Annotated in this window: 21 protein-coding genes; 12 read left to right on the top strand and 9 right to left on the bottom strand. The window is 51.1% G+C overall.

What is annotated here, in order from left to right:
• Window positions 1–105 precede the first annotated feature (105 nt).
• The 3 genes from Kalk_RS14405 to Kalk_RS14395 all read right to left on the bottom strand — a co-directional run bounded on the left by Kalk_RS14405 (window position 106) and on the right by Kalk_RS14395 (window position 4,198).
• On the bottom strand, window positions 106–1,725 hold the full coding sequence (locus Kalk_RS14405; RefSeq protein ID WP_324772167.1) for a long-chain fatty acid--CoA ligase: 1,620 nt from the start codon (window positions 1,723–1,725) through the stop codon (window positions 106–108).
• Window positions 1,726–1,838: 113 nt separating this feature from the next.
• Entirely contained in the window at window positions 1,839–2,681 is an 843-nt protein-coding gene (locus Kalk_RS14400) for an SDR family NAD(P)-dependent oxidoreductase (RefSeq protein WP_101894910.1), read from the bottom strand.
• Window positions 2,678–4,198: a flavin-containing monooxygenase gene (locus Kalk_RS14395; protein WP_101894909.1), complete on the bottom strand. Its 1,521-nt coding sequence runs from the start codon at window positions 4,196–4,198 to the stop codon at window positions 2,678–2,680. The genes Kalk_RS14400 and Kalk_RS14395 overlap by 4 nt, the downstream gene beginning before the upstream one ends.
• A gap of 197 nt (window positions 4,199–4,395) precedes the next feature.
• On the opposite strand from Kalk_RS14395, the gene Kalk_RS14390 reads away from it, so the two are divergent.
• From Kalk_RS14390 to Kalk_RS14375, 4 genes are all read left to right on the top strand, one after another.
• On the top strand, window positions 4,396–5,118 hold the full coding sequence (locus tag Kalk_RS14390) for a TetR family transcriptional regulator (protein WP_101894908.1): 723 nt from the start codon (window positions 4,396–4,398) through the stop codon (window positions 5,116–5,118).
• A gap of 87 nt (window positions 5,119–5,205) precedes the next feature.
• Window positions 5,206–6,369, top strand: coding sequence for an iron-containing alcohol dehydrogenase (locus tag Kalk_RS14385; RefSeq protein ID WP_101894907.1), 1,164 nt, complete (start codon window positions 5,206–5,208; stop codon window positions 6,367–6,369).
• Between the two features lie 64 nt (window positions 6,370–6,433).
• Window positions 6,434–8,428, top strand: coding sequence for a sensor domain-containing protein (locus tag Kalk_RS14380; RefSeq protein WP_101894906.1), 1,995 nt, complete (start codon window positions 6,434–6,436; stop codon window positions 8,426–8,428).
• Window positions 8,412–8,735: a putative signal transducing protein gene (locus tag Kalk_RS14375; RefSeq protein WP_101894905.1), complete on the top strand. Its 324-nt coding sequence runs from the start codon at window positions 8,412–8,414 to the stop codon at window positions 8,733–8,735. The genes Kalk_RS14380 and Kalk_RS14375 overlap by 17 nt, the downstream gene beginning before the upstream one ends.
• Window positions 8,736–8,760: 25 nt before the next feature.
• Here the strand turns inward: Kalk_RS14375 and Kalk_RS14370 are convergent, their stop codons facing one another.
• From Kalk_RS14370 to Kalk_RS14350, 5 genes are all read right to left on the bottom strand, one after another.
• The gene (locus Kalk_RS14370) at window positions 8,761–9,357 is read right to left on the bottom strand and encodes an HD-GYP domain-containing protein (RefSeq protein WP_101894904.1); all 597 of its coding nucleotides are present in this window, start codon (window positions 9,355–9,357) and stop codon (window positions 8,761–8,763) included.
• Window positions 9,354–9,629 carry a response regulator gene (locus Kalk_RS14365; protein ID WP_158643502.1) on the bottom strand — a complete coding sequence of 92 codons (276 nt, stop codon included), beginning with the start codon at window positions 9,627–9,629 and terminating at the stop codon, window positions 9,354–9,356. The genes Kalk_RS14370 and Kalk_RS14365 overlap by 4 nt, the downstream gene beginning before the upstream one ends.
• An 11-nt stretch (window positions 9,630–9,640) precedes the next feature.
• Window positions 9,641–11,698, bottom strand: coding sequence for a type VI secretion system Vgr family protein (locus tag Kalk_RS14360; RefSeq protein WP_101894902.1), 2,058 nt, complete (start codon window positions 11,696–11,698; stop codon window positions 9,641–9,643).
• 99 nt (window positions 11,699–11,797) lie between these two features.
• Entirely contained in the window at window positions 11,798–12,574 is a 777-nt protein-coding gene (locus tag Kalk_RS14355) for an alpha/beta fold hydrolase (RefSeq protein ID WP_101894901.1), read from the bottom strand.
• A gap of 98 nt (window positions 12,575–12,672) precedes the next feature.
• Window positions 12,673–13,725 (bottom strand): helix-turn-helix domain-containing protein, encoded by a 1,053-nt coding sequence (locus tag Kalk_RS14350; RefSeq protein ID WP_101894900.1) that lies wholly within the window; start codon window positions 13,723–13,725, stop codon window positions 12,673–12,675.
• A gap of 218 nt (window positions 13,726–13,943) precedes the next feature.
• Between Kalk_RS14350 and Kalk_RS14345 the strand changes: the two genes are divergently transcribed.
• The 8 genes from Kalk_RS14345 (at window position 13,944) to Kalk_RS14310 (ending at window position 20,355) form a co-directional block, all read left to right on the top strand.
• On the top strand, window positions 13,944–14,567 hold the full coding sequence (locus Kalk_RS14345) for a TetR/AcrR family transcriptional regulator (RefSeq protein ID WP_101894899.1): 624 nt from the start codon (window positions 13,944–13,946) through the stop codon (window positions 14,565–14,567).
• Window positions 14,564–15,331 (top strand): SDR family oxidoreductase, encoded by a 768-nt coding sequence (locus tag Kalk_RS14340; RefSeq protein ID WP_101894898.1) that lies wholly within the window; start codon window positions 14,564–14,566, stop codon window positions 15,329–15,331. The genes Kalk_RS14345 and Kalk_RS14340 overlap by 4 nt, the downstream gene beginning before the upstream one ends.
• 129 nt (window positions 15,332–15,460) lie before the next feature.
• The gene (gene pqqA, locus Kalk_RS21800) at window positions 15,461–15,532 is read left to right on the top strand and encodes a pyrroloquinoline quinone precursor peptide PqqA (RefSeq protein ID WP_101896336.1); all 72 of its coding nucleotides are present in this window, start codon (window positions 15,461–15,463) and stop codon (window positions 15,530–15,532) included.
• Complete coding sequence (gene pqqB / locus Kalk_RS14330) at window positions 15,532–16,443, top strand: pyrroloquinoline quinone biosynthesis protein PqqB (RefSeq protein ID WP_101894897.1); 912 nt, start codon at window positions 15,532–15,534, stop codon at window positions 16,441–16,443. The genes pqqA and pqqB overlap by 1 nt, the downstream gene beginning before the upstream one ends.
• Window positions 16,444–16,471: 28 nt before the next feature.
• The gene (pqqD, locus tag Kalk_RS14325) at window positions 16,472–16,744 is read left to right on the top strand and encodes a pyrroloquinoline quinone biosynthesis peptide chaperone PqqD (RefSeq protein ID WP_101894896.1); all 273 of its coding nucleotides are present in this window, start codon (window positions 16,472–16,474) and stop codon (window positions 16,742–16,744) included.
• Window positions 16,707–17,846 carry a pyrroloquinoline quinone biosynthesis protein PqqE gene (gene pqqE, locus Kalk_RS14320; protein ID WP_199768089.1) on the top strand — a complete coding sequence of 380 codons (1,140 nt, stop codon included), beginning with the start codon at window positions 16,707–16,709 and terminating at the stop codon, window positions 17,844–17,846. The genes pqqD and pqqE overlap by 38 nt, the downstream gene beginning before the upstream one ends.
• Window positions 17,847–17,858: 12 nt before the next feature.
• Window positions 17,859–18,581 (top strand): pyrroloquinoline-quinone synthase PqqC, encoded by a 723-nt coding sequence (gene pqqC / locus Kalk_RS14315; protein WP_101894894.1) that lies wholly within the window; start codon window positions 17,859–17,861, stop codon window positions 18,579–18,581.
• A gap of 121 nt (window positions 18,582–18,702) precedes the next feature.
• Window positions 18,703–20,355, top strand: a complete 1,653-nt coding sequence (locus Kalk_RS14310; RefSeq protein ID WP_101894893.1) for an outer membrane protein assembly factor BamB family protein — start codon at window positions 18,703–18,705, stop codon at window positions 20,353–20,355.
• On the opposite strand, the gene Kalk_RS14305 is transcribed toward Kalk_RS14310, so the two are convergent.
• Complete coding sequence (locus Kalk_RS14305; RefSeq protein WP_101894892.1) at window positions 20,342–21,256, bottom strand: metal-dependent hydrolase; 915 nt, start codon at window positions 21,254–21,256, stop codon at window positions 20,342–20,344. The two genes, Kalk_RS14310 and Kalk_RS14305, sit on opposite strands and share 14 nt — an antisense overlap.
• Between the last annotated feature and the right edge of the window lie 230 nt (window positions 21,257–21,486).

Raw genomic sequence — 21,486 nt, 5'->3', positions numbered from 1 at the left:
CGAAGTATTGTGAAAATACGTCAACACCGCAAAAGGCACAAAAAAGGCGCCCATATCTGCGGGGCGCCTTTTCGTAGTTAAGCTCAGTCTACCATTCTCCTGTCACTACTTGATATACACATCCTGAAATTGGTCACGCAGCTCTCGCTTAAGCAGCTTGCCCGTTGGTGTATGTGGCAATTCATCCACAAACAACACTTCATCCGGCATCCACCATTTCACGATTTTATCCGACAGATAGTCGAGCATTTCTTCCTTGGTCAGGCTATGGCCTTCTTTAACGATCACCAGCAACAGCGGGCGCTCATCCCACTTTGGATGAGGCACACCGACTACAGCACACTCCGCCACAGCCTCCTGACCAATAGCAATGTTTTCAACATCAATGGAGCTGATCCACTCTCCGCCAGACTTGATGACATCTTTGGCACGATCTACGATGTTCATGTAGCCCTGTTCGTCTATAGTGGCAACATCACCTGTGTCGAACCAGCCGCCTTCCCAATCGGATTGATCTTCATGCTTGTAGTAGGAGCTGGCGACCCAGGGCCCACGCACCTGCAGGCGACCAAACGCTTTACCATCGTGAGCCAGCTCATCACCCTCAGGGCCAACAATACGAATTTCGATACCGAATATCGGTCGCCCTTGCTTGGTTTGCAGCTTGTAGCGTTCCTCTTGCGATAGCCCCGCCATATAGGTATTCATGCTGTTAAGCGTGCCCATCGGAGACAGCTCTGTCATGCCCCACGCATGTATTACAAATGCATCGTGCTTTTCCTGAAATGCTTTGATCATAGACATGGGCGCAGCAGAACCACCAATTACCACATCCTTCACCGAGGCAAGGGTGAGGTTCTCTTTTTCACAATACTGCAGCAAGCCCAACCAAACAGTAGGCACACCCAACAACAGAGAAACATCTTCCCCATCAATCAACTCATACAGTGATGCGCCATCCATACCTGCACCGGGCAACACCAACTTGGCCCCACCGGCGGTCGCTCCATAAGGCACACCCCAGGCATTCACATGGAACATCGGCACCACCGGCAACACCGACGTGCGATTGCTGATGCCCAGCGCATCACTGCTGACGGAAGCCAGGGCGTGGATCACAGTGGAACGGTGACTGTAGAGCACCCCTTTAGGATTGCCCGTGGTTCCCGATGTGTAGCACAGTGTCGCTGCCAGGTTTTCATCAAAACTGGGCCACTCATAATCTTTGCTGGCTTGCTCGACCAACTCTTCATAGCACAACAGGTCCAGCTTGGATTCTGGCATGCTGTCTTTACCCACCATTAACACTATGTGTTTTAACTTGGGAAGTTGATCGCGAACGGCCTCTATCAACGGTACGAACTGGATATCCAGAAAGAGCACTTCATCTTCGGCATGATTCAATATGTATATGATCTGCTCAGGAAACAGTCGTGGATTCACTGTGTGCAGAATCGCACCGCTGCCGGATACTGCAAAATAAAGCTCATAATGACGGTGACTGTTCCAGGCTAAGGTAGCGACCCTGTCTTGCTGTTTCACACCTAAGGTATTCAATACATTGGCAGCCTGGCGGGCGCGACGGCCAGCATCGGCATAGGTGTAACGAAAGATACCGCCTTCAGGATTACGACTGACAATTTCAGAGTGCTTATGCACCGTTTCCGCATGCTTTAGAATGGAAGAAATGGAAAGCTGGGTATCCATCATCAATCCGTGCATCATGATCTCCTCGCTATTTTGGGTGTGTCTGTTCTGGTTATTATAATGGCGCTCAGTTCTGGCACCTACAAACTAAAAAGCCCGGGTTTTCACCCGGGCTATCATATCCTACTTTCTTATCGGCTCGCTAACTTGAATGAAGTTGTCACGATTCGTTGATAAACCACTGGCAACGTCCGCTGCATAATGTCCAGCACTCTGGCATCCGGCCCAATTAACACCCGACGCTTGTCAGCCATCACACCGGATAGAATGACGTTGGCTGCTTTTTCTGATGTTGTCATAAACAAGGCTTCAAACTGATCACGCATGTTCTCAGCGCTGGCAGTTCCGGTTAGCTTTTCCATGCTGTTACTCATGCGTGCATTGCGGGCGATATTGGTTTTAATACCACCGGGATGCACACAGGTACAAGACACTTTACCACCTTCAATGTCCAGCTCCTGACGCAGGGATTCGGTAAAACCCCGCACCGCAAATTTGGACATGTTATAACCACTTTGGGTGGGCTGAGCGAACAATCCGAACACGCTGGAAATATTAATCACATGGCCTTCTTCACCGGCCTGTTTGATATAGGGCAAGAAGGCTTTGGTGCCATACACCACACCCCACATATTGATTCCCACTATCCACTCGTAATCCGCATAATCCGTATCTTCAACCGTACCGCCCAGCGCCACCCCGGCGTTGTTGAATACCAGATTCACTTTGCCATGATCCTGCACCACCTGGTCAGCCCAAGCCTGCACAGCATCGCGATCCGCCACGTTTACTTTAGCTGTGGTTACTTTAACACCCAGCGCAGACACCTGTTGTGCTGTTTCCGCCAATCCTGCCTCATCAACATCGCTTAAGGCCACATGACATTGCCGCTTGGCCAACTCAACCGCCAATGCACGCCCAATACCCGACGCCGCACCGGTAATGGCGGCTACTTTATTTTTAAATGATTTCATGCAGATGCCCCTACTGTACCCTGTGTTGTTGTTTGTTCTTCTGCGCCGTTAAGCTGATATGCACCTGCATCGAAGTGACGGGTTTGCTGACGGAACTGCCAGGTAAACCCGGGCCACAAGGTCACATTTTTACCACTGACCGGGTGCAGGTACCAGCTTTGGCATCCACCATCATTCCACACAGAGCCCTTTAATTTGTTCTGGATGCGATGGTTATAGGCAGACTGTGCCGACGGTGCCACATCTATCTGCTTGACGCGCTTACGCTCCATAAAGTCCATGGCACTCATCACGTAGTTCACCTGGGATTCGATCATGAACACCATGGAGTTATGCCCCAAACCCGTGTTCGGGCCCATTAACATAAAGAAATTAGGGAAGCCTGAGATGGTGGTGCCCTTATAGGCCTCCGGGCCTTCTGGCCAGGTGTCCACTAGATCCACACCGTTACGCCCAAAAAATAGACCTTTTGGTACCGGGTCAGTGGCGCGGAAGCCCGTGCCATAAATGATGGCGTCTACTTCGCGCTCCTCTCCATCCACTGTCACAATACTGTTGGCCTTAACCTCTTTAATGCCAGTGGTAATGACATCGACATTAGGCTGATCCAGGGCAGGATAGTAATTATCAGACATCAAAATACGCTTACAGCCAATGGTGTAATCGGGCGTCACTTTTTCGCGCAACACAGGATCACTGATCTGATTTCGAATGTGGTTCAGGGCCCATCGCTTGGCAATGGTCATCAAACGCGGATTAATCAACATACCTACAACACGAGATTCCAAAGACCAATAAATACCATCGCGCAAAGCACGCTGCGCCGTGGGGAAGCGCTTAAACAACAGCTTTTCTGCAAAGGTCATAGCGCGATCAGGCTTGGATAAAATCCACGGCGGCGTACGCTGATACAATTCCAATTTAGCGGCCTGCTTCTGCACTTCAGGCACAAACTGAATGGCCGACGCACCGGTGCCGATCACCGCAACTCGCTTGCCGCTCAAGTCATAATTATGATCCCAATCCTGGGAATGGAAGGCCTTGCCTTCGAACCTCTCCAACCCGGGAATATTCGGATAGGCAGGCACCGACAAGCCGCCAGCTCCAGCCACCAGCATATTGGCGCTGTATTGCTTGCCGCTCTGATCTTTAATAATCCATAGCTGCTGCGCTTCATCCCAGCGGGCACCGGCCACAGCATTGTTCAATTTAATATGGGGCATCACGCCAAACTTATCGGCGCAATATTCCAGATACTTTTTGATTTCGGGCTGAGGAGCAAACATGCGGCTCCAGTTGGGATTGGGCGCAAAAGAAAACGAATACAGATGAGAAGGAACATCACACGCACATCCGGGATAGTGATTTACTCGCCAGGTACCACCTACACCCGCCTCTTTTTCAAATACGATAAAATCGTTCTCGCCTTTTTGCTTCAAACGAATTGCCATGCCCAGGCCGGAAAACCCGCTGCCGACAATGGCCACCTTATGATGCTCAATTGACTGCTTACTCATGTTGTAGTCCTGATCTTTTTTATGTTGTGCAGGCCAAAACCTTTATTGGGAGGGCCAGCCTGATCCCGGTATATCTCACCAACAGGTAGACATGTGTCTACCCAATGGACTTAAGTATACAAGCGTATACTTCCCGGTCAAGAGGCGGTACAATTCCTCACATTCCTGTTTACCAAAGTATAAAAAATAGCCTAACCATGAGTCTTTCCAAGTCTGTACTGGCCCAGGGCAAGCGCCTGTTGATGGAAGCCGCCCTCAAGCTTAATGCCAACACCCGCAGCCTCAACGCGCTGAGCCTGCGGGAGCTGGCACGGGAAGCTGGCCTGAATCCGAACACTTTTTATAGGCATTTCAAAGACTTTGACGAGCTTGGGATGGCCATAATTGAAGAGATGACCAAAGAGATACGCCAACCACTGCGGGCATTACGACGCCAAGCGGCAGAATCAGTGGTGCCTCCGGGTACACCACAGGATTCCTGGCAGGAAAACCCGCAATTGAACCTGGCCAAGTCCATGCAGGTTAACAAAGCGACAGTGAAGCTGTTTTTTGACTACGTGGCCAACAATCCCAATGCGTTCATCCTGGGCGTACGGGAGCTTCACGGGGCCTCACCGGTTCTGCGCAAAGCCCTGCGCAAGGTGATGGTGGATTTTGCGCAAGACATGGCCGACGACATTCAGGACCTGAATTTATTGCCCGAACTGGATCCGGCAATTTTGTATGATGTGTCTGAAACCGTCAGCCGGGAGATGTTTCAGCTGTCTATGGATTACATTGAACAGCCTGACAAGCGGGATGAAATCTGCCTTAAAGCCGAGAAACTGATAATCTCCCTAACCACCGGCAGTGCAGTGCTGCACGGTTACGGCCCACTGTTACTGGGGGCCCTTGCAGGTACAGATTGGACATCGCTATAACCCGCAAGGCAGAGCGTAGAACAACCGTGCTCAGGATAAGCATGGATATTACAATAATAACCAGCGCGACAAACACGAGGGAATACCATGTCTGCCACCATCATCCTGCCCCGAATTCTGCAGATCGGTAAAAATGCTTGCGAAGCGGTCGCCTCCATTGTTACCCAGCTGCATTGCCAGCGGCCATTGATCATCACCGACGCCATGATGGTGAAACTGGGCTATGTCACGCGCATTCAAGCTGTACTGACAGAATCCGATATTCACAGTGAAGTATTCGCCGACACCGTACCAGAGCCCACCGTAGCGTCTATTGACGCCGGGGTCGCCGCCACACGACAGGGCAACTTCGATTGTCTGATTGGTTTAGGGGGCGGCAGCCCCATCGACAGCGCTAAAGCCATCGCCATACTGGCAAAACACGGCGGCACCATGCGCGATTACAAATTCCCTCGCAACGTCACCGAAACCGGCCTGCCCGTAATTGCCATACCCACCACGGCAGGCACAGGCTCAGAAATGACCCGCTTCACCATCATCACCGACGACCACGTGGATGAGAAAATGCTGTGTGTAGGCATGGGTTTCTTACCAGCCGCAGCGCTCGTGGACTACACTCTCTCATTGAGCGTACCGCCTCGAGTCACCGCTGATACCGGCATTGACGCTCTGACCCACGCCATTGAGTCCTATGTCAGCAAGAAAGCCAACGCCTATAGCGACAGCCAGGCTCTGGCCGCCATGAGGTTACTGGCTCCCAATCTACGTACGGCATACCACGATGGTAAAAACGAAGCTGCCCGCGAAGCCATGATGATGGGGGCGACCCTTGCCGGTGTTGCATTTTCGGCGGCTTCCGTCGCCCTGGTACATGGCATGAGCAGGCCCATTGGTGCCCACTTTCATGTGCCTCATGGATTATCCAATGCCATGCTGCTACCCACTGTTACCGAGTTTTCAATTTCCGGGGCGGAACTACGTTACGCCCGCTGCGCGAAAGCCATGGGGATAGCCGAAGAGCACGACAACGTGATTATCGCTAACAAAAAGCTGCTGCAAGAATTGAAGAGCCTGAATCAAGAATTGCAGGTACCCACACTGCAACAATACGGCATAGATAAAACGAGCTATCTAAACAAACTGGAACTGATGGCAGAGCAAGCACAGGCATCCGGATCACCGGGCAATAACCCGAGAATACCCACTATTGAAGAAATGGTGTCGATCTACCAATCGCTATGGCAGGACTAAAGCTTGATTTGCATGTCATATTTGTCATAGTTGATCAATACTACAGCGTCATAAGGGCCTTTAGTTGAAAAACAAGGAACGCAAGCCAGTCCCCCCTCCGTTAAAGCGGCAGGTCAAAGTCATTGTGCTGATTCTACTCACAGTGAGCGTTGTGGTGTTCATGCTCGGCTACCTCCAATCTCAAGTCATGAGTGGCATCACCGCCTATATTCGTGGTGAGGGCTTATGGGCCAAGAGCCAGAAAGAAGCAGTCATTCAACTTTATGAATACATTCATCATCCCGATGACAGAACCTTTCAAGACTTCAATCGATCCTTACAAATCAACCTGGAGGATCAGCGGGCACGCCTGGCACTACAGCAAAATACACCCGACTTTACCAGTGCCAGAGAGGGATTCATCGCGGCAAAGAACCACCCCGATGACGTAGACAACATGATGCGGCTGTTTCTGATGTCCGACCGCGTTCAACATATGAAACGGGCGATTGAAATCTGGACCGAAGCCGATCGCCACATTGCTGAACTTATAGACCTCGCCAACCGCATACGCAACCACCACAAAGCCTTGCCCCTCTCCGATCTGACTCAGTTCAAGCCGGAACTGGATCGACTCAATGCAAAACTTAACGAGCTGGAAATCGCGTTCTCACTTGAATTGAGCCAGGGCTCCCGTTGGATGACCAGAACCTTTCTTATCGTCAACATTCTTTTGCTTTTTTCAATGCTGGCAGCAGCGACCTGGGTTGCGCGCAGAACCATTGTGCAAATTGACGCAACTGAATCGGAGTTACGACACAGCGAGAGTCGATTCAAAACCCTTTATGATTCGAACATCATCGGCATTCTGATATGGGGCAAGGATGGTGAGCTCTACGATGCCAACGACGCCTTTTTATCAATACTGGGTTATACCCGTGCTGAATTGGATAGCGGCCAACTTAACTGGCGGGAGCTGACCCCTCCGGATCATAGTGACCTGGATGACAAAGCCATGCAACAAATCATGACTGTTGGCCACTGCACCCCCTTCAACAAGGATTTCATACACAAAGCTGGCCACAGAGTACCCGTGTTTTTAGGCGGTGCGTTGATGGATGGCAGCCATGATCTAGGTGTGGCATTTATGGTGGACCGAACCAACATCAAAAAGATGGAGGATCAACTGCGCCTGTCAGCTACGGTTCTGGAAGCCAGTCGAGACGGTATTTTAATATGTGACCACAATCGGAAAGTTCTTACAGTTAATGACGCTTATTGCTATATGAGCGGTTATCCTTCCAAAGCCATCATCGGAGAAACCGCCCACTTTTATCACTCAGCCAACGCAGAAGAATCCAAGAAAATCGAAGATTCATTGAAAACACATGGTTACTGGCAAGAAGACACTGAATTGCTAACTTCTGCAGGCGTAAAGCTACCGGTAAGAGCAAGCATCAGTGCCGTGTATGGCAAGGGCAATGAAACGCGCCATTACGTTGCCGTGTTCGCAGACATAAGTGAACGTAAAGCGTTGGAGCGCAACCTCAAAAACATGGCTCACTATGATCATCTTACCGGACTGGCCAACCGCAGCCTGTTCTCAGATCGTTTGGATACCGCCATTGCTCGGGCCCAAAGAAGTCGAAAAGATTGTGCGCTTTTATTCGTCGATCTGGATAAGTTCAAACCCGTTAACGATCAGTATGGCCACGCCATCGGCGACGAAATTTTACAAGAAGTGGCCTCGCGATTGAAATCAGTCACCCGTGACGCTGACACATTAAGTCGACTGGGGGGCGACGAATTCGTAATCATTGTAGAAGGGCTTACAGAAGACAGTATCGTAACCCACATTGCAGAGAAAGTGGTTCATCAACTAAGCCAACCGTTTAACGTAGGCCGGAATTCCATCACCATTGGCTGCAGCATTGGCATAGCCATTTACCCACAACATGGATGCACGGGCATTGAACTTACCCGCGCCGCTGATATCGCCATGTACGCTGCCAAAGCCGCTGATGACACCCACTACTACCTCTACCAAAAAAAGCCAAAAAGCGATGCAAATCATCTATAAAGCACGGGACATTACTGAGGCTCACATAGTTGCGGGGTTGCTACGTTCGAACGGTATTGAGAGCCATGTGGGTGGACACTACCTACAAGGAGGTGTCGGCGAATTGGGCATGAATGACTTTGCTGTCATCAGGGTAAGCAACGATAACATTGCGGCGGCACGCACATTAATCACACAATACGAGCAACAAGCATACCCTGAGCGTAGCACTCAGCAGAAAACCATTGAATCACCTAACCTGTCAGCACTTTTTGCCATAACTTTGTTTCTGGTTTCGGTGGTGATACTCATTGCGCTTGTGGGATAGCATAGACTCACCGCCCTGCACCGATTCAAGCACTATCTGAAGAATCGGGATACTCCGCTTTGATCGCCATAATTTTATGAAGCTGTGATTTAAAGCACTCTACGATCACAGGGTCGAATGCGCCTCCACTCTGATCATCCATAAACTTTATGGCCTCTTCCGTTGACCATGGCTCTTTATAGGGGCGTCGTGACGTTAATGCATCAAACACATCGCACACACTGGTGATTCGAGTGAACAAAGGTATCTCTTCCCCTCTCAAACGGTTCGGGTAGCCAGTTCCATCCCAACGCTCGTGATGGTTTAACGCTATCTCCGCCGCCACTTTAAGCAGCTCTGAATCATTATCGTCATCCCGCAGAATGTGTGCACCTAATGAGGAATGAGTCTGCATAGTGGTCCATTCATCGCCCGACAGCTTACCGGGCTTCAGAAGAACACGATCCGGTATGCCAATTTTACCAATATCATGCATGGGGCTGGCCTGTTCAACCAATGCAACGTCATGGGGCGTCATGCCCAGGCCCCGCGCCACGATACCGGTCATTTTACTAATGCGCATGACATGGGCACCCGTTTCATTATCCTTGAACTCCGCTGCACGCCCCAGACACTCTATCAACTTAACTTGCGAAAGCGCAGCAACACCTCCCGGTGATTGAACGGTTTGCGGATAAAATCTCTGGCTCCACTGGCCAGCGCTAAATCACGGGTGTAATTGTCCTCATCGGCAGTCAATACGATGATGGGAATAAACTCATTAGGATAGGAATCAGATAGGGCAGCCATTACATCAAAGCCATTCATTACTGGCATATGTATGTCCAGCGCTATCAAGTCATAGCTTTGCTGGTTATACAACAACGCCACTCGAGTTGGGTCACCCAGAAACACGGCATGGACTGTTATTGTTCAGACTCTGCCGCATCGGCTTGCTTGCCTTTGCTCGTATCGAACCTTACCGGCTGCTGTTTAAATCTAGCGTTGGCTCCCACCGCATTGACGGCCGACCCAGGCTTGCCAGAATCAACAGCTTGCGCAGATTTCGGTGCCGTCGGTGATGCGCCTTTGGCAGACCCTGCACCACCCCCACTATTGATACGCACTTGCGAGCCGCTGATGGAGACACCTGCCGGGTTTAACACCACGGTACCGCTGCCAGCCTTTAGCGTTATGGACATACCGGCATCCAGCACTACACTGGTGGCGGCCTTGAGGCTATAGTCAGCGCCGGTTTGTTCCAGCCAGTTCTGCCCTGCTTTTTGCTGGACGCCTCCGCCCACCTGCTGTGACAGTGTTTGCCCTATTTTGATGTTGCGGTTTTTACTGGTTTTATTGCTGAGATCGTTTCCGATATTTTCATGGGCAACATTAGTAACGATGCGGTGACGATCTTTATCGATGCTGTCCATCCGATCATGCTTAACATAGAGGTCAACATCTTTCTGTCCATGGATAAAAAGCTGCTCATTGCCCTTTTTATCCTCCATTCGCAGCTCGTTATATCCATCGGCACCAGGGCTGCTCTGGGATTTGAACGTGGTACGGGTTTTATGGGCAGGCAAATCGTAGGGCGGCTGGGTGCTGGCGTTATATAATGCCCCGGTAATAATGGGCCGATCAGGGTTGCCATTCAAAAAGCTTACTATCACTTCTTGACCAATTCGGGGTAGTGCCATTGCTCCCCATTGGTTGCCAGCCCACCCCTGACTGGTGCGCAGCCAACAGCTGCTGTTTTGGTCGCGCTTGCCTTCACGATCCCAATGAAACTGAACTTTTACCCGACCATATCGATCTGTGTATATTTCTTCCCCTTTGGGGCCGGTGACAAAGGCGGTTTGCACACCACTGACACGAGGGCGAGGCTGATTATGCGAAGGCCTGTATTCTACCGAGGCGGGCATACATTCAACATGTGCCACAAAGCTGCTGCCTTCTTCTGAGGCTCCCTCCTCAAGTACCTGGGGTTGTTTGCCTTCCATGCGCAACGCTGTAATTACGTATTCGCAATTAAATGCCTGCGTACTGTGCTGACTCAGTGTAAAACGTGACCCTATTGCAACCCGCAGGCAATCGGATTGGGCGTAGCGCTGATCCCGCAATGCCTGATGACCCAACAATTGCGCTTTGGCATAGGCCTTACCCTCGGATGTGTCCGCAAAATGGCCTGGGTATTGATAGTGCTGCAACTCAGGATAATGCTTTGCGCTGTGATTGGCTTCCAACCGATTAGCCGGTTTTTCAAAGCCGAAATCACGCATGGCAACGGCACCGCTCTGCAGGTGTTGAGCCGCATGAAATTCATACACTGACTCTTCTGCACTGACCATCCCGGTGCGGGTACGATAGGGTAAGGTGGCACTGCCTGGCATGGGCTGAAAAGTGCTGTTGCCATCGGCGATCACCAGGGTATGCCGATCCAGAGCGTGCTCAAAATAGTAGAACAGCCCTTCTTCTGCCAACAAGCGGCTGATGAACGCAAGATCAGTCTCACGATATTGGACACAGTATTCACGAAGCAGTGGCTTGCTGCTGACTTGCCAGCGAACGTCCGTACCTTTTATACCGGCGTCTTTCAGGACTGTTGTGACGATATCAACGGCCGATTGATCCTGGAATATACGCATTCCGCTGCGCAAGCCCAGCATCCAGATTTTGGGGCGCAGGGTGACGCTATAGCTTGTGAAACGTTTGCCAATACTGCCCTGCGTCAGGCTTGTCATCTCACCATGAATGTAACGCGGGTGGCGCTCATCAAACAGGGTCAATACTGCAGCCTTGCCCAGCAGCTCATCCAGTGGCAAATCCCTGCGCAAACTGGCTATTTCAAGAGCGCACTCATAAGGTGAGTCAAGCCCCCCCTGAAACCGGAATGACACTACGCGAACCTCATCCTGCAGGGAAGGAATCTGAAGAACAAATCGACTGTGATTGGCAACTGGACGTTTAGCGGCGGTAGACATGGCGCTCCCTGACTGTCATGCGGTTGGAACCTTAAGGCCCGTAGGAGCCTTCTACATAGACAGCAGGAGCGCAGCTTTTTGAGGAATTTAGGCCAACTGCTAGTGAGTACCTTGCAGAATCACGTGACTCACCAGCTCCGGATGATCCCACATGGGCACATGGCCACATCCGGGCAGCCGGACCCATTTGGTGTGGGCAGGGGCACGGGTTTTATCACGGGTACCCACCGGAAACACCATATCCAAATCACCAAAAGCCACCGTACACGGCACGCTGATTTCGCTGCTCCGCAGGAACGGTGGTCGGAACGCTTCAAATATCGGGTCGAATTGATGGGAATCGGCAAACATACGGGCCGAACGAATGGCTTCATGGGCAGGCATTTTCCAACCACGGGCGGACACAGCGCCTGCCATGATCAGAGTTCTTCCTGCTGTAGTTTTCAGCATTCGGTCGACCACACCCGGCATGGTTTTATACATCTTGCGCATAGCACCGAATAAAGGCTCGATATGGGCAGGCCCTTTTTCGCGCCACAGACCCGCAGGGGAGATACCGACAATGCTGCGTGCCAGCCCTTCAGCAGCAGCATCAAACATAATGCGGCCGCCGAGAGAGTTTCCGACGATATCCACAGGTTCGTCGATCCCCATCTTGGCCAGGCTTTGGGCCAGACTCGCCACCATGGCCTCGGAGTTGGGTTCGCGATCCTGAATACCTGGAGTCTTGCCAAATCCCGGAATATCAAACGAGATGACTCGACGCTGAATCGCCAAACGCTCCATTACCGGAGCCCAGGCCTCACTGTTCATGCCAATTCCATGCAAGAGTATCAGGGGGCGTCCGTGACCCTTTTCAATATGGTGCCAAATCATGCTTCCCTCGATATTAAGTCATTTGGTTTAATTGTAGGCTGGCAAGCTTATCACGGGGCAACACCTTATGGAATTCGCCACGCAGCTTGATCTAGACGTCATTCACGTTGACGAAAATCCGTAGGGGATACCTTCATGTATTTACGAAATGCTCTGGAGAAAGCAGAAACATTCGTGAAACCGGCGTTGCTGCAAATGGTTTTTATCGGTAACTCGGTGTTCTGGAGCTGTTTCTTGGCCAGCTCCAGCCGCACCTGACTGAGCAGATCGCGAAAGCTGGCATGCTCATTCCCCAAGCGCCGGGTAAGGGTGCGCACCGACATACATAGCCGATCCGCAACTTGGTCGAGGGTGTAGAACCGATTGTTTTTGCTGCCTTCCACCAACAGTTGGCGCACCTGATGGCTGACTCGTTCATGGCGTCTAAAGTTTTCCCTCAACCCTTCGCAGTCTTCCAACGCTCTGATATATGGTAGCGGTGAGTAGTTTTCGCTCTCGATCTCCAGATCGCCACGGGGGAAGATCAAGGCATTACGCTGACCCGATTCCGGCCGTAAGTTGAAGAACCGATCGTAATATTCCAAAGCATGAATAGGCTCATGGGCCAGCCGGACACGAACCTGACTTGTGCCGTTACTCGCCTCCTGAATTTTGCGCCGGATCAACAGCATACTGAGCTCTATATACAGATCTTTCACCGGCCCCATATCGAGCACGTCATCGAAATAAATGGTGACATCGTTCTGACTTTTTACCTGCTCGATATTAATAAGAGGCGCTGTGATATAAGCATGCTGTAGCCACACATCCAAACAGGCAGACACCGTAGGTGCCGTTGCAGCGGCCATACCCACCGGCCCAAAATGATGCGGCCCTGAATCCTCAACGTACCAATGAATGAATTTTTCGGTGCCGCACATTGATGTGCCAAAGCGAATGACCTGCAGATAGGTTTTGACGCTGATGAACGTGTTCAACTCATCGACGTTGCAAATATCAATGTTGACGCAATGCTTGAGGAATTGCTCCCACACTTTCGCCCCAACGCCCATACGATTGAACGTTTTCTGTGACAGCATAAACGCGAAAATAGGCACAAGCGGATCATTAGGCTGATCAGGGGGCAGGTTCCAAAGTTTAAACCAGAACATAGGCGCATCGTTTTTTGTAATTATTATGAGTCCATCAATTGTATGCAGATTTGGCCAGCACAGAAGCCATTAATCCGTGTGATTTACAATAAAGCAACAAGAGACTTACCTAGCTACAAATGTTTACTTATGTCTATCCAGTCGGGCACAGGCTCTGTCCAAAAGTGCATACTACGATTCAATTTGCACTTTAAGACGACCGGTCATATTATGATCCGATGAGTAGAACATCTGACCCCAACGACATTCCAGAGCGCCTGATCAAGTCCGGTCTCTCACTTTTCCTGAACCAAGGCTACAACGGAACAGGCATCAAACAGATTACGGATCACGCCGGTGTACCGAAAGGCTCCTTTTACAATCACTTCACCAGCAAAGAGGCCTTTGCCGCTGTAATCGTGGATTACTATGCCGAAAACAGTGCCGAGGCCTGGCAACACATGATGGCATCGGCCCCGCACGACCCCATGGCAGCCATCAGGCATGTATTTGAATGCATGCTTGATCACCACCAACGAGCCAGCAGCCCCGCAGGCTGTCTGATTGGAAACTTCGCAGCGGAAATCGCGCTCTCCAGTGAATGCTGTCGCCTAAGCCTGATCGCCGCTCAGCAAGCTTGGCGAGATCGCCTGGCCAATCTGATCGAACAAGCTCAACAGGCAGGCTCCGTAAGAACAGACGTCGATGCCCAAACCCTGTCCGGCACCACCTGGAGTGTATGGGAAGGCGCTCTGCTGCGCATGAAAATAGAACGCTCCACACAGCCGGTACAACAGAGCATTGCCTTGATTCTGGATCGACTGTATCCACCACCTACACAACACGCACGGGGTTTTAAATGAAGTATCAGGATCTGACCGGCAAAGTCGCTCTCGTCACCGGAGGAAGTTCAGGAATAGGCAAGGCCACCGCGTTAGCTTACGCGCAACAAGGAATGCGCGTTGCGATCGTGGACATCAACGAAGAACAAGCCAACAAGGTAGCCTGCGACATCAACTCTGTGGGCGGAGAATCAATCGCAATCCGTGCCGATGTATCTCAGGGCGACCAGGTGGCTGCCATCATCAGCAAGGTTGTGGACGAGTTCGGCCAGCTGGATGTAGCCTTTAACAACGCCGGTATCGATCTTGAAAATACGCCCTTGGCGAAAGTAGAAGAAGACACCTTTGATAAACTCATGGCCGTCAACGTCAAAGGCGTCTGGCTATGTATGAAATATGAAATAGAACAGATGCTGGCCCAAGGCTGTGGTGGAGCGATCGTAAACACCGCATCCATTGGCGGAGTCATCGGCTCACCACGCATGCCCATTTATGGCGCGACCAAGCACGCGGTGGTTAGCATGACCAAAACCGCTGCCGTTGAATATGGCCGCAAAGGAATTCGGGTGAATTCAGTATGCCCCGGTGTGATCAACACCGAGATGGCCCGCCAGGCCTTCGCTCGCGACCCCCGCCGTGAGGCCATAGCCACCCAAGCCCATCCAATTGGTCGACTGGGCGAAGCTGAAGACGTCGCCAATGCGGTGCTGTTCCTAAGCTCAACAGAATCCGCGTTCATACTGGGCCATCAACTTATGGTAGACGGTGGTTACACGGCCATTTAAAGCGCAACCAAACCAACAGCGACCCAATGGGCGGAGGCAAAGCACGCTTATCTGCACACCCATTGTCCAAAAGTGCAAAGCACCTCAGCCTATACTGGATCCTCATCATAATAAAAAGAGGAACACCTTATGTGGCAGAAACCTACCTATACCCGTACTCGCCTTGGCTTTGAAATCACCATGTACGCCTTTGCACGCTAATGCAGATCCTGGTATTGGGCTCAGGCGCCGGTGGCGGTTGCCCGCAATGGAATTGCGGTTGCGAACTCTGCCAAGGTGTTCGCAACAACGCCATACAAGCCTCTCCCCGCACCCAATCCTCCATCGCTGTCAGCAGTGATGGTGTGAACTGGGTATTGGTGAATGCCTCCCCGGACATTCGCCAACAGCTTACCGAGAATCAAGCACTTTGGCCCAAAGACACCCGCCACACTCCCATTAAAGCCGTGCTGCTCACGGATGCACAGATTGATCACGTTGCCGGGCTACTGGCACTACGGGAAGGCCTGCCGATGGATCTCTACTGCACCGACCTTGTATACAAGGAACTCTGTGATTCGTTTCCTTTAATACCGGTACTGCACCACTGGAACGGTGGTTTTGCCCATAAAAACATACCAGAGAGTGGGAGTCTTTCGTTTCACCTGGACCAAACACCGACACTGGATTGGCATGCGGTGCCGCTGATCAGCAATGCACCCCCATACTCCCCGCGCCGCAACTATCCGAAGCAAGGCGACAACATTGCCTTGTATATCAAAGATCGCGTGAGTGGCCGTAGCTTGTTGTACGCTCCCGGACTGGGGCGCATCACACCATTAATAAAGACCTATATGGAAAAGGCTGACTGCCTGCTGGTGGATGGCACCTGCTGGCAGGATAACGAAATGGAGAAAGTGGGCTCCACCAAACGGGCAAGAGAGATGGGCCACCTGCCTCAAAGCGGAGACGGTGGCATGATAGAACAGCTGAATGGGCTACCCGGAAAACGCAAAATACTGATTCATATTAACAACACCAACCCGATACTACAGGAAGATTCCCCGGAACGCCGCCAACTGCAAGCACAGGAAATCGAAGTGGCCTATGACGGCATGACGCTGACCCTATAACAAAAATGTATTAGTGAGAGGCACACGAATGATAGGGCGCGAATGCAGTCTGAATATAAAAAAAGGTTATCGGCTGCAATGGGAAGAAGCTCAGGCAGGATGGGTGATACTGTTTCCAGAAGGTATGATCCAACTCAACGATACCGCAGCGATGATTTTACGGCAATTTCAACAGCCCACTGTCGTGCATGAAGCCATCACCAAACTGGAAGCCACCTTCCCTGGCGAAGAAATCCAGAATGACATCATCGAATTTCTGGAGGATGCCTGTGCACAACAATGGCTCGAACCCACAGAATAACCCCCATCGACCATTCTGGTTGCTGGCAGAACTCACCTACGCCTGCCCTTTACAGTGCCCTTACTGCTCCAACCCCGAAGATTTTGCCAGCTCACGCACGCGCGAACTGAACACAGCCCAATGGATCGACGTGTTAGAACAGGGGCGTAAACTGGGCGCTGTACAACTGGGCCTGTCTGGCGGTGAGCCTTGTGTACGTCAGGATCTGGAAGCAATCGTATCGGCCGCCCGCGAAATGGGCTACTACACCAACCTGCTGACCTCCACTGTTGGCCTTAACCGGGCGCGCATCGACCGATTACAGCAGGCGGGGCTGGATCACATTCAAGTGAGCCTGCAGGGTGCCGACCAACGCATCAGCCAGCGTTTTGCTGGCAGCGATTTCTTCGAACACAAACTGGCGATGGCAAAACACCTAAGGGCGGCGGGCATCCCCATGGTATTGAACTTCGTTGTACATCGGCACAACCTGCATCAAATAGAGCAGGTTCTTGAACTGGGCGTGGAACTGGATGCCGAAGCCGTGGAGCTGGCAAATTGCCAATATCACGGTTGGGCTATGCAGAATATCGACGCACTGCTTCCAACCCGCGACGAACTGCGGCAAGCAGAAGAATCCGTACACCGCTTTCGCCAACAACACAAAACAGCGATGCCTATTCTGTTCGTGGTGCCTGATTTTTACGAAGGCAGACCCCGCCCATGCGTGAACGGCTGGGGCACAACATTAATGAGCATCAGCCCGGACGGAAATGTTTTGCCCTGCCAAGGAGCTGCCGATTTACCAGGCTACACTCCGTGCAATGTAAAACAGTTCTCTCTGGAGAATATCTGGAACAACTCCCCCTTATTTGAGCGCTTTCGCGGATTGGACTGGCTGCCACAGCCCTGCCGCAGCTGCGATGAAAAGGAGCAAGACTTTGGCGGTTGTCGCTGCCAGGCATACTCACTGACCGGAGACCCGGCAGCAACGGATCCAGCCTGCAGCAAATCACCACAACATGCGTCCGTCTTGCGATTGATTAAACGAGCAGCACAACATCCCAGCGATCAACTGATTATGCGTAGCACCCAGCGCAACATTATTAACCTGCATGAATAATGGAAACTGTACATGAGCAATCAACCCTGGAGCCAGGACGAATTTCGGCAAAGGCTGTATGAAAAAGGTCGTTTTTATCATATTCACCACCCGTTTCATCTTGCTATGAACGGCGGAAACAGCACCAAACAACAAGTTCAGGGCTGGGTTGCCAATCGCTACTACTACCAAGCCATCATTCCAGTGAAAGATGCCGCCATCATGGCAAATTGTAATGATGCCGCCATACGCAGAAAATGGATTCAACGCATTATCGATCATGACGGATGCGGCGATGGTAACGACGGTGGCCTGGAAGCCTGGCTGCGCCTGGGTGAAGCCGTTGGCCTTGAGCGAGAAGCCGTAACCTCGTTCCATCACGTGTTGCCAGGGGTGCGCTTTGCCTGCGATGCCTACCTTAACTTTGCACGTAACGCCAGCTGGCAGGAAGCCGCCTGTTCATCTCTCACCGAATTGTTTGCACCCACGATTCATCAGAAAAGACTGGAAGGATGGCCTGAGCATTACCCATGGATTGAACCCAAAGGCTACGAATATTTTCGTAAGCGTGTTCGCGAAGCACGGGTTGATGTAGAACACGGACTGAAGATTACACTGAATCATTTCCAGACTCGAGCACAACAAGAAAAAGCGCTGACCATTTTACAGCTTAAACTCGACATACTCTGGAGCATGCTTGATGCCATGGAAATGGCGTACGTGTTTGAAAAGCCGCCCTATCATAACTGCAACTAACCTGATTGGACTGACCACTAGAGCAAACACATAGACTGAAGCTGTTCACATCATCGGCGTATTCTGGGGGTTGCTTTTTATTTTAAAAGCCAACCGACAACAATAAGCAAATGGTGAATCCATGAATAGTAATTTGGCACGATCTATCAGCCTCGCGTGCACGCTGCTGGTATCTGTTTTCCTGACTGCCTGTGGCGGGGAGCAAACTCCACAATGGGTGATGTGTGATCAGCCGGTTAACACCAGCTCTCCGGTACTCAATAATGGTTTTGGTTTCAACCTGAACAACACCCGCAATCAGCCTTCACCCATAAACTCCAGCAATGTTGCCAATCTCGAGTTAGATTTCACACTTAACGCAAAAAACGCCAAGGAACGCCGCGGCGCCCCTGCAGTCACTCAGCAAACCATCTACTACCATACACCAGACTCAGTGGACGCAGTTGACCGTGAAACCGGTTGCCTATTCTGGACTTATGATGCCCCCGACCGTGTGCGCAGCGCGTCAGTTACCTTGGTGGATGAACCCACTTTACGTAAGCGCATCATCGTCGTTGGCACCTGGACCGGCTTAGTGATCGCGCTGGACGCCAGAACCGGCACAGAAGTTTGGCGAGTGGACGCCAGAGAATTCGATACCAATATGATTACCGGTGGTATCCAGTATCATAATGGGCGACTGTATGTGCCCCTGGCAACCAAATCCGTCATTCTGGCAGTTACACAGTTTTCATGCTGTGAATCCCACGGCTCATTGGTGGCTTTAAATTCAGCCAATGGCAATGAAGTATGGCGTTTCCATAGCACCGAAGAAGCCTTCCGCGTCAACATCAATAGAATGGCACCTAATGGAGTTTCCATCTGGTCTACTCCATTACTGGATGTTGCCCGCAATCAAATCATCATAGGCACAGCCCAAAATCTAACCCAACCCACTACTGCCATGGAAAATTCAGTCGTGGCCATCAACATGAATAACGGCTCTGTGAATTGGGTGTTCCAAGCCACTGCCAACGATGCCTATAACGCCACCTGTGACGTCACCGGCGAACCCATTAACCAATGCGATGGCCCTGACCATGACTGGGATGTCATTACTGCACTGCTGACCAAAACCAGTGCCGGTGACGACATCATCATTGCAGGCGATAAAAAAGGATCTGTTTATCAACTGAATCCAAGCACTGGTGAAGTAAACTGGGAAACTCGCCTGGGAGCCGGTGGCAAGCTCGGTGGTATTCATTGGGGTATGGCCGTCGATAACAATCAGATCTATGCTGGGGTTGCCGATGTCACTGCCGCCAAATCATCAGTGATTGATTCAGCCCTGGGCACTGATATTTTCGGTTGGACCAGCCTCGAAGTGCCCATGATCCAAGTACCCAACGCCATGCCAGGAATATACGCACTTAACAAAGATACAGGTGCGATAAACTGGGAAATACACGACACTCATTTCTATGGCAACGCCATGGTCGACAGCATTTATTCTGCCGCGCTAAGCGTAACCAATGATGTGCTCTTCGCTGCTTCTTTGGATGGCGTCGTCAAGGCATTCCGCACCAGCAATGGCGATGAATTGTGGAGCTTCAATACCGCTATATCAATTACCGACCTGCAGGGAAGAACAGGCAATGGCGGCACCATCGAAGGGCCTGGCCCGATCATTGCGGGGGACAACGTTCTGGTGAATTCGGGCTACAATACATTCGGTGGCACCAACGAATTCCAAGCTGGCCCGGGCAATGCTCTGTTTGTATTTAAACTGAGATAGTTGGCTTATCTACATTTAGCTGTGCCGGTAAGTGGGCTGACTGATATTGGCCCACTTCCATACCATTCAACACGGCTTCGGCGCGCCGCGGATTGCCTTCGGTTACGGGATGATAACTCCAGCGCAGATAACGCAGAAACGACCTCGCCAAATAACCAACTGTAGGCAAATATCCTGCGCGACTGGCTGCCACATAAGCCCTAAAACCGTAACGTGGTTTTTCTCGGACATCACCTTCACCAGGGCTTTGTTCAATGAACACCTGCGTACCCCGTTTCCAGGTTAGCACCACAGCCCATACCGCCAGCAGAAACCAAAACATACGCCCTACATTGCCTCCACCCAAATGGCGATATAGATCAAATGCCACCGTTCGATGCTCTACCTCTTCTGCTCCGTGCCACAACAATAAATTCAGCATTGCTTGATTGGCACCGGCCTGCCTCAATGTTTCATTTTCCAAAATCCAGCTGCCAAGCACGCAGGTAACATGCTCGATTGCTGCCACCATGCCAATACGCATCCGCAACCAGCGCAGCTGCCCCTTGCTCTTCACAGCAAAACGCCCCAACACTTTATCACCCAACAGGGTTCCAAAAATCTTATTCAAGCGCTGCTTTGACACTGAAAAATTCCAGCCTTGCGACTCATAGAAACTCAACACATCTCGATGGCCTCGTGCATGCGCACCTTCTTGAGCAACAAATCCCTTAACCTGCTCCCTCAAGTCATGGTCACGGATCAGCGGAAGTGCCTGATTGAACAACCGACAAAACCACAACTCTCCGGGCGGCAACACCAGATGAGTCACATTCAATACAGAACAGGCAAACTGTTGCTGCGGAATCCACACCGGAGGAACATCCTCCCAGTATCCGTTGAAATTTCTTGGCTTAATCATTTTTACGCCTCTTTGTTTTGCTTTGATCAGAGTGTTTGCTAGAGGCTAAAGCGAATAAGTTGGCTGCTTCAATTGATGAGACGGCTAACCTACAGGTTAGAAAGGTCATCCATAGGGGTTTGGCCGATATGGCACGCAGAATGACTTGTTCGCATATAAACCGGATGTTTAACAACCGGAGGTTATTGGACGCTGCCCTTTAGATTTACTATGTTGTGTATTCATTTGTG

It is taken from the genome of Ketobacter alkanivorans (assembly GCF_002863865.1).
Taxonomy (GTDB): domain Bacteria; phylum Pseudomonadota; class Gammaproteobacteria; order Pseudomonadales; family Ketobacteraceae; genus Ketobacter; species Ketobacter alkanivorans.
The sequence above is the reverse complement of the archived record's forward strand: the minus strand, read 5'-3'. Positions and strand labels throughout refer to the sequence as shown.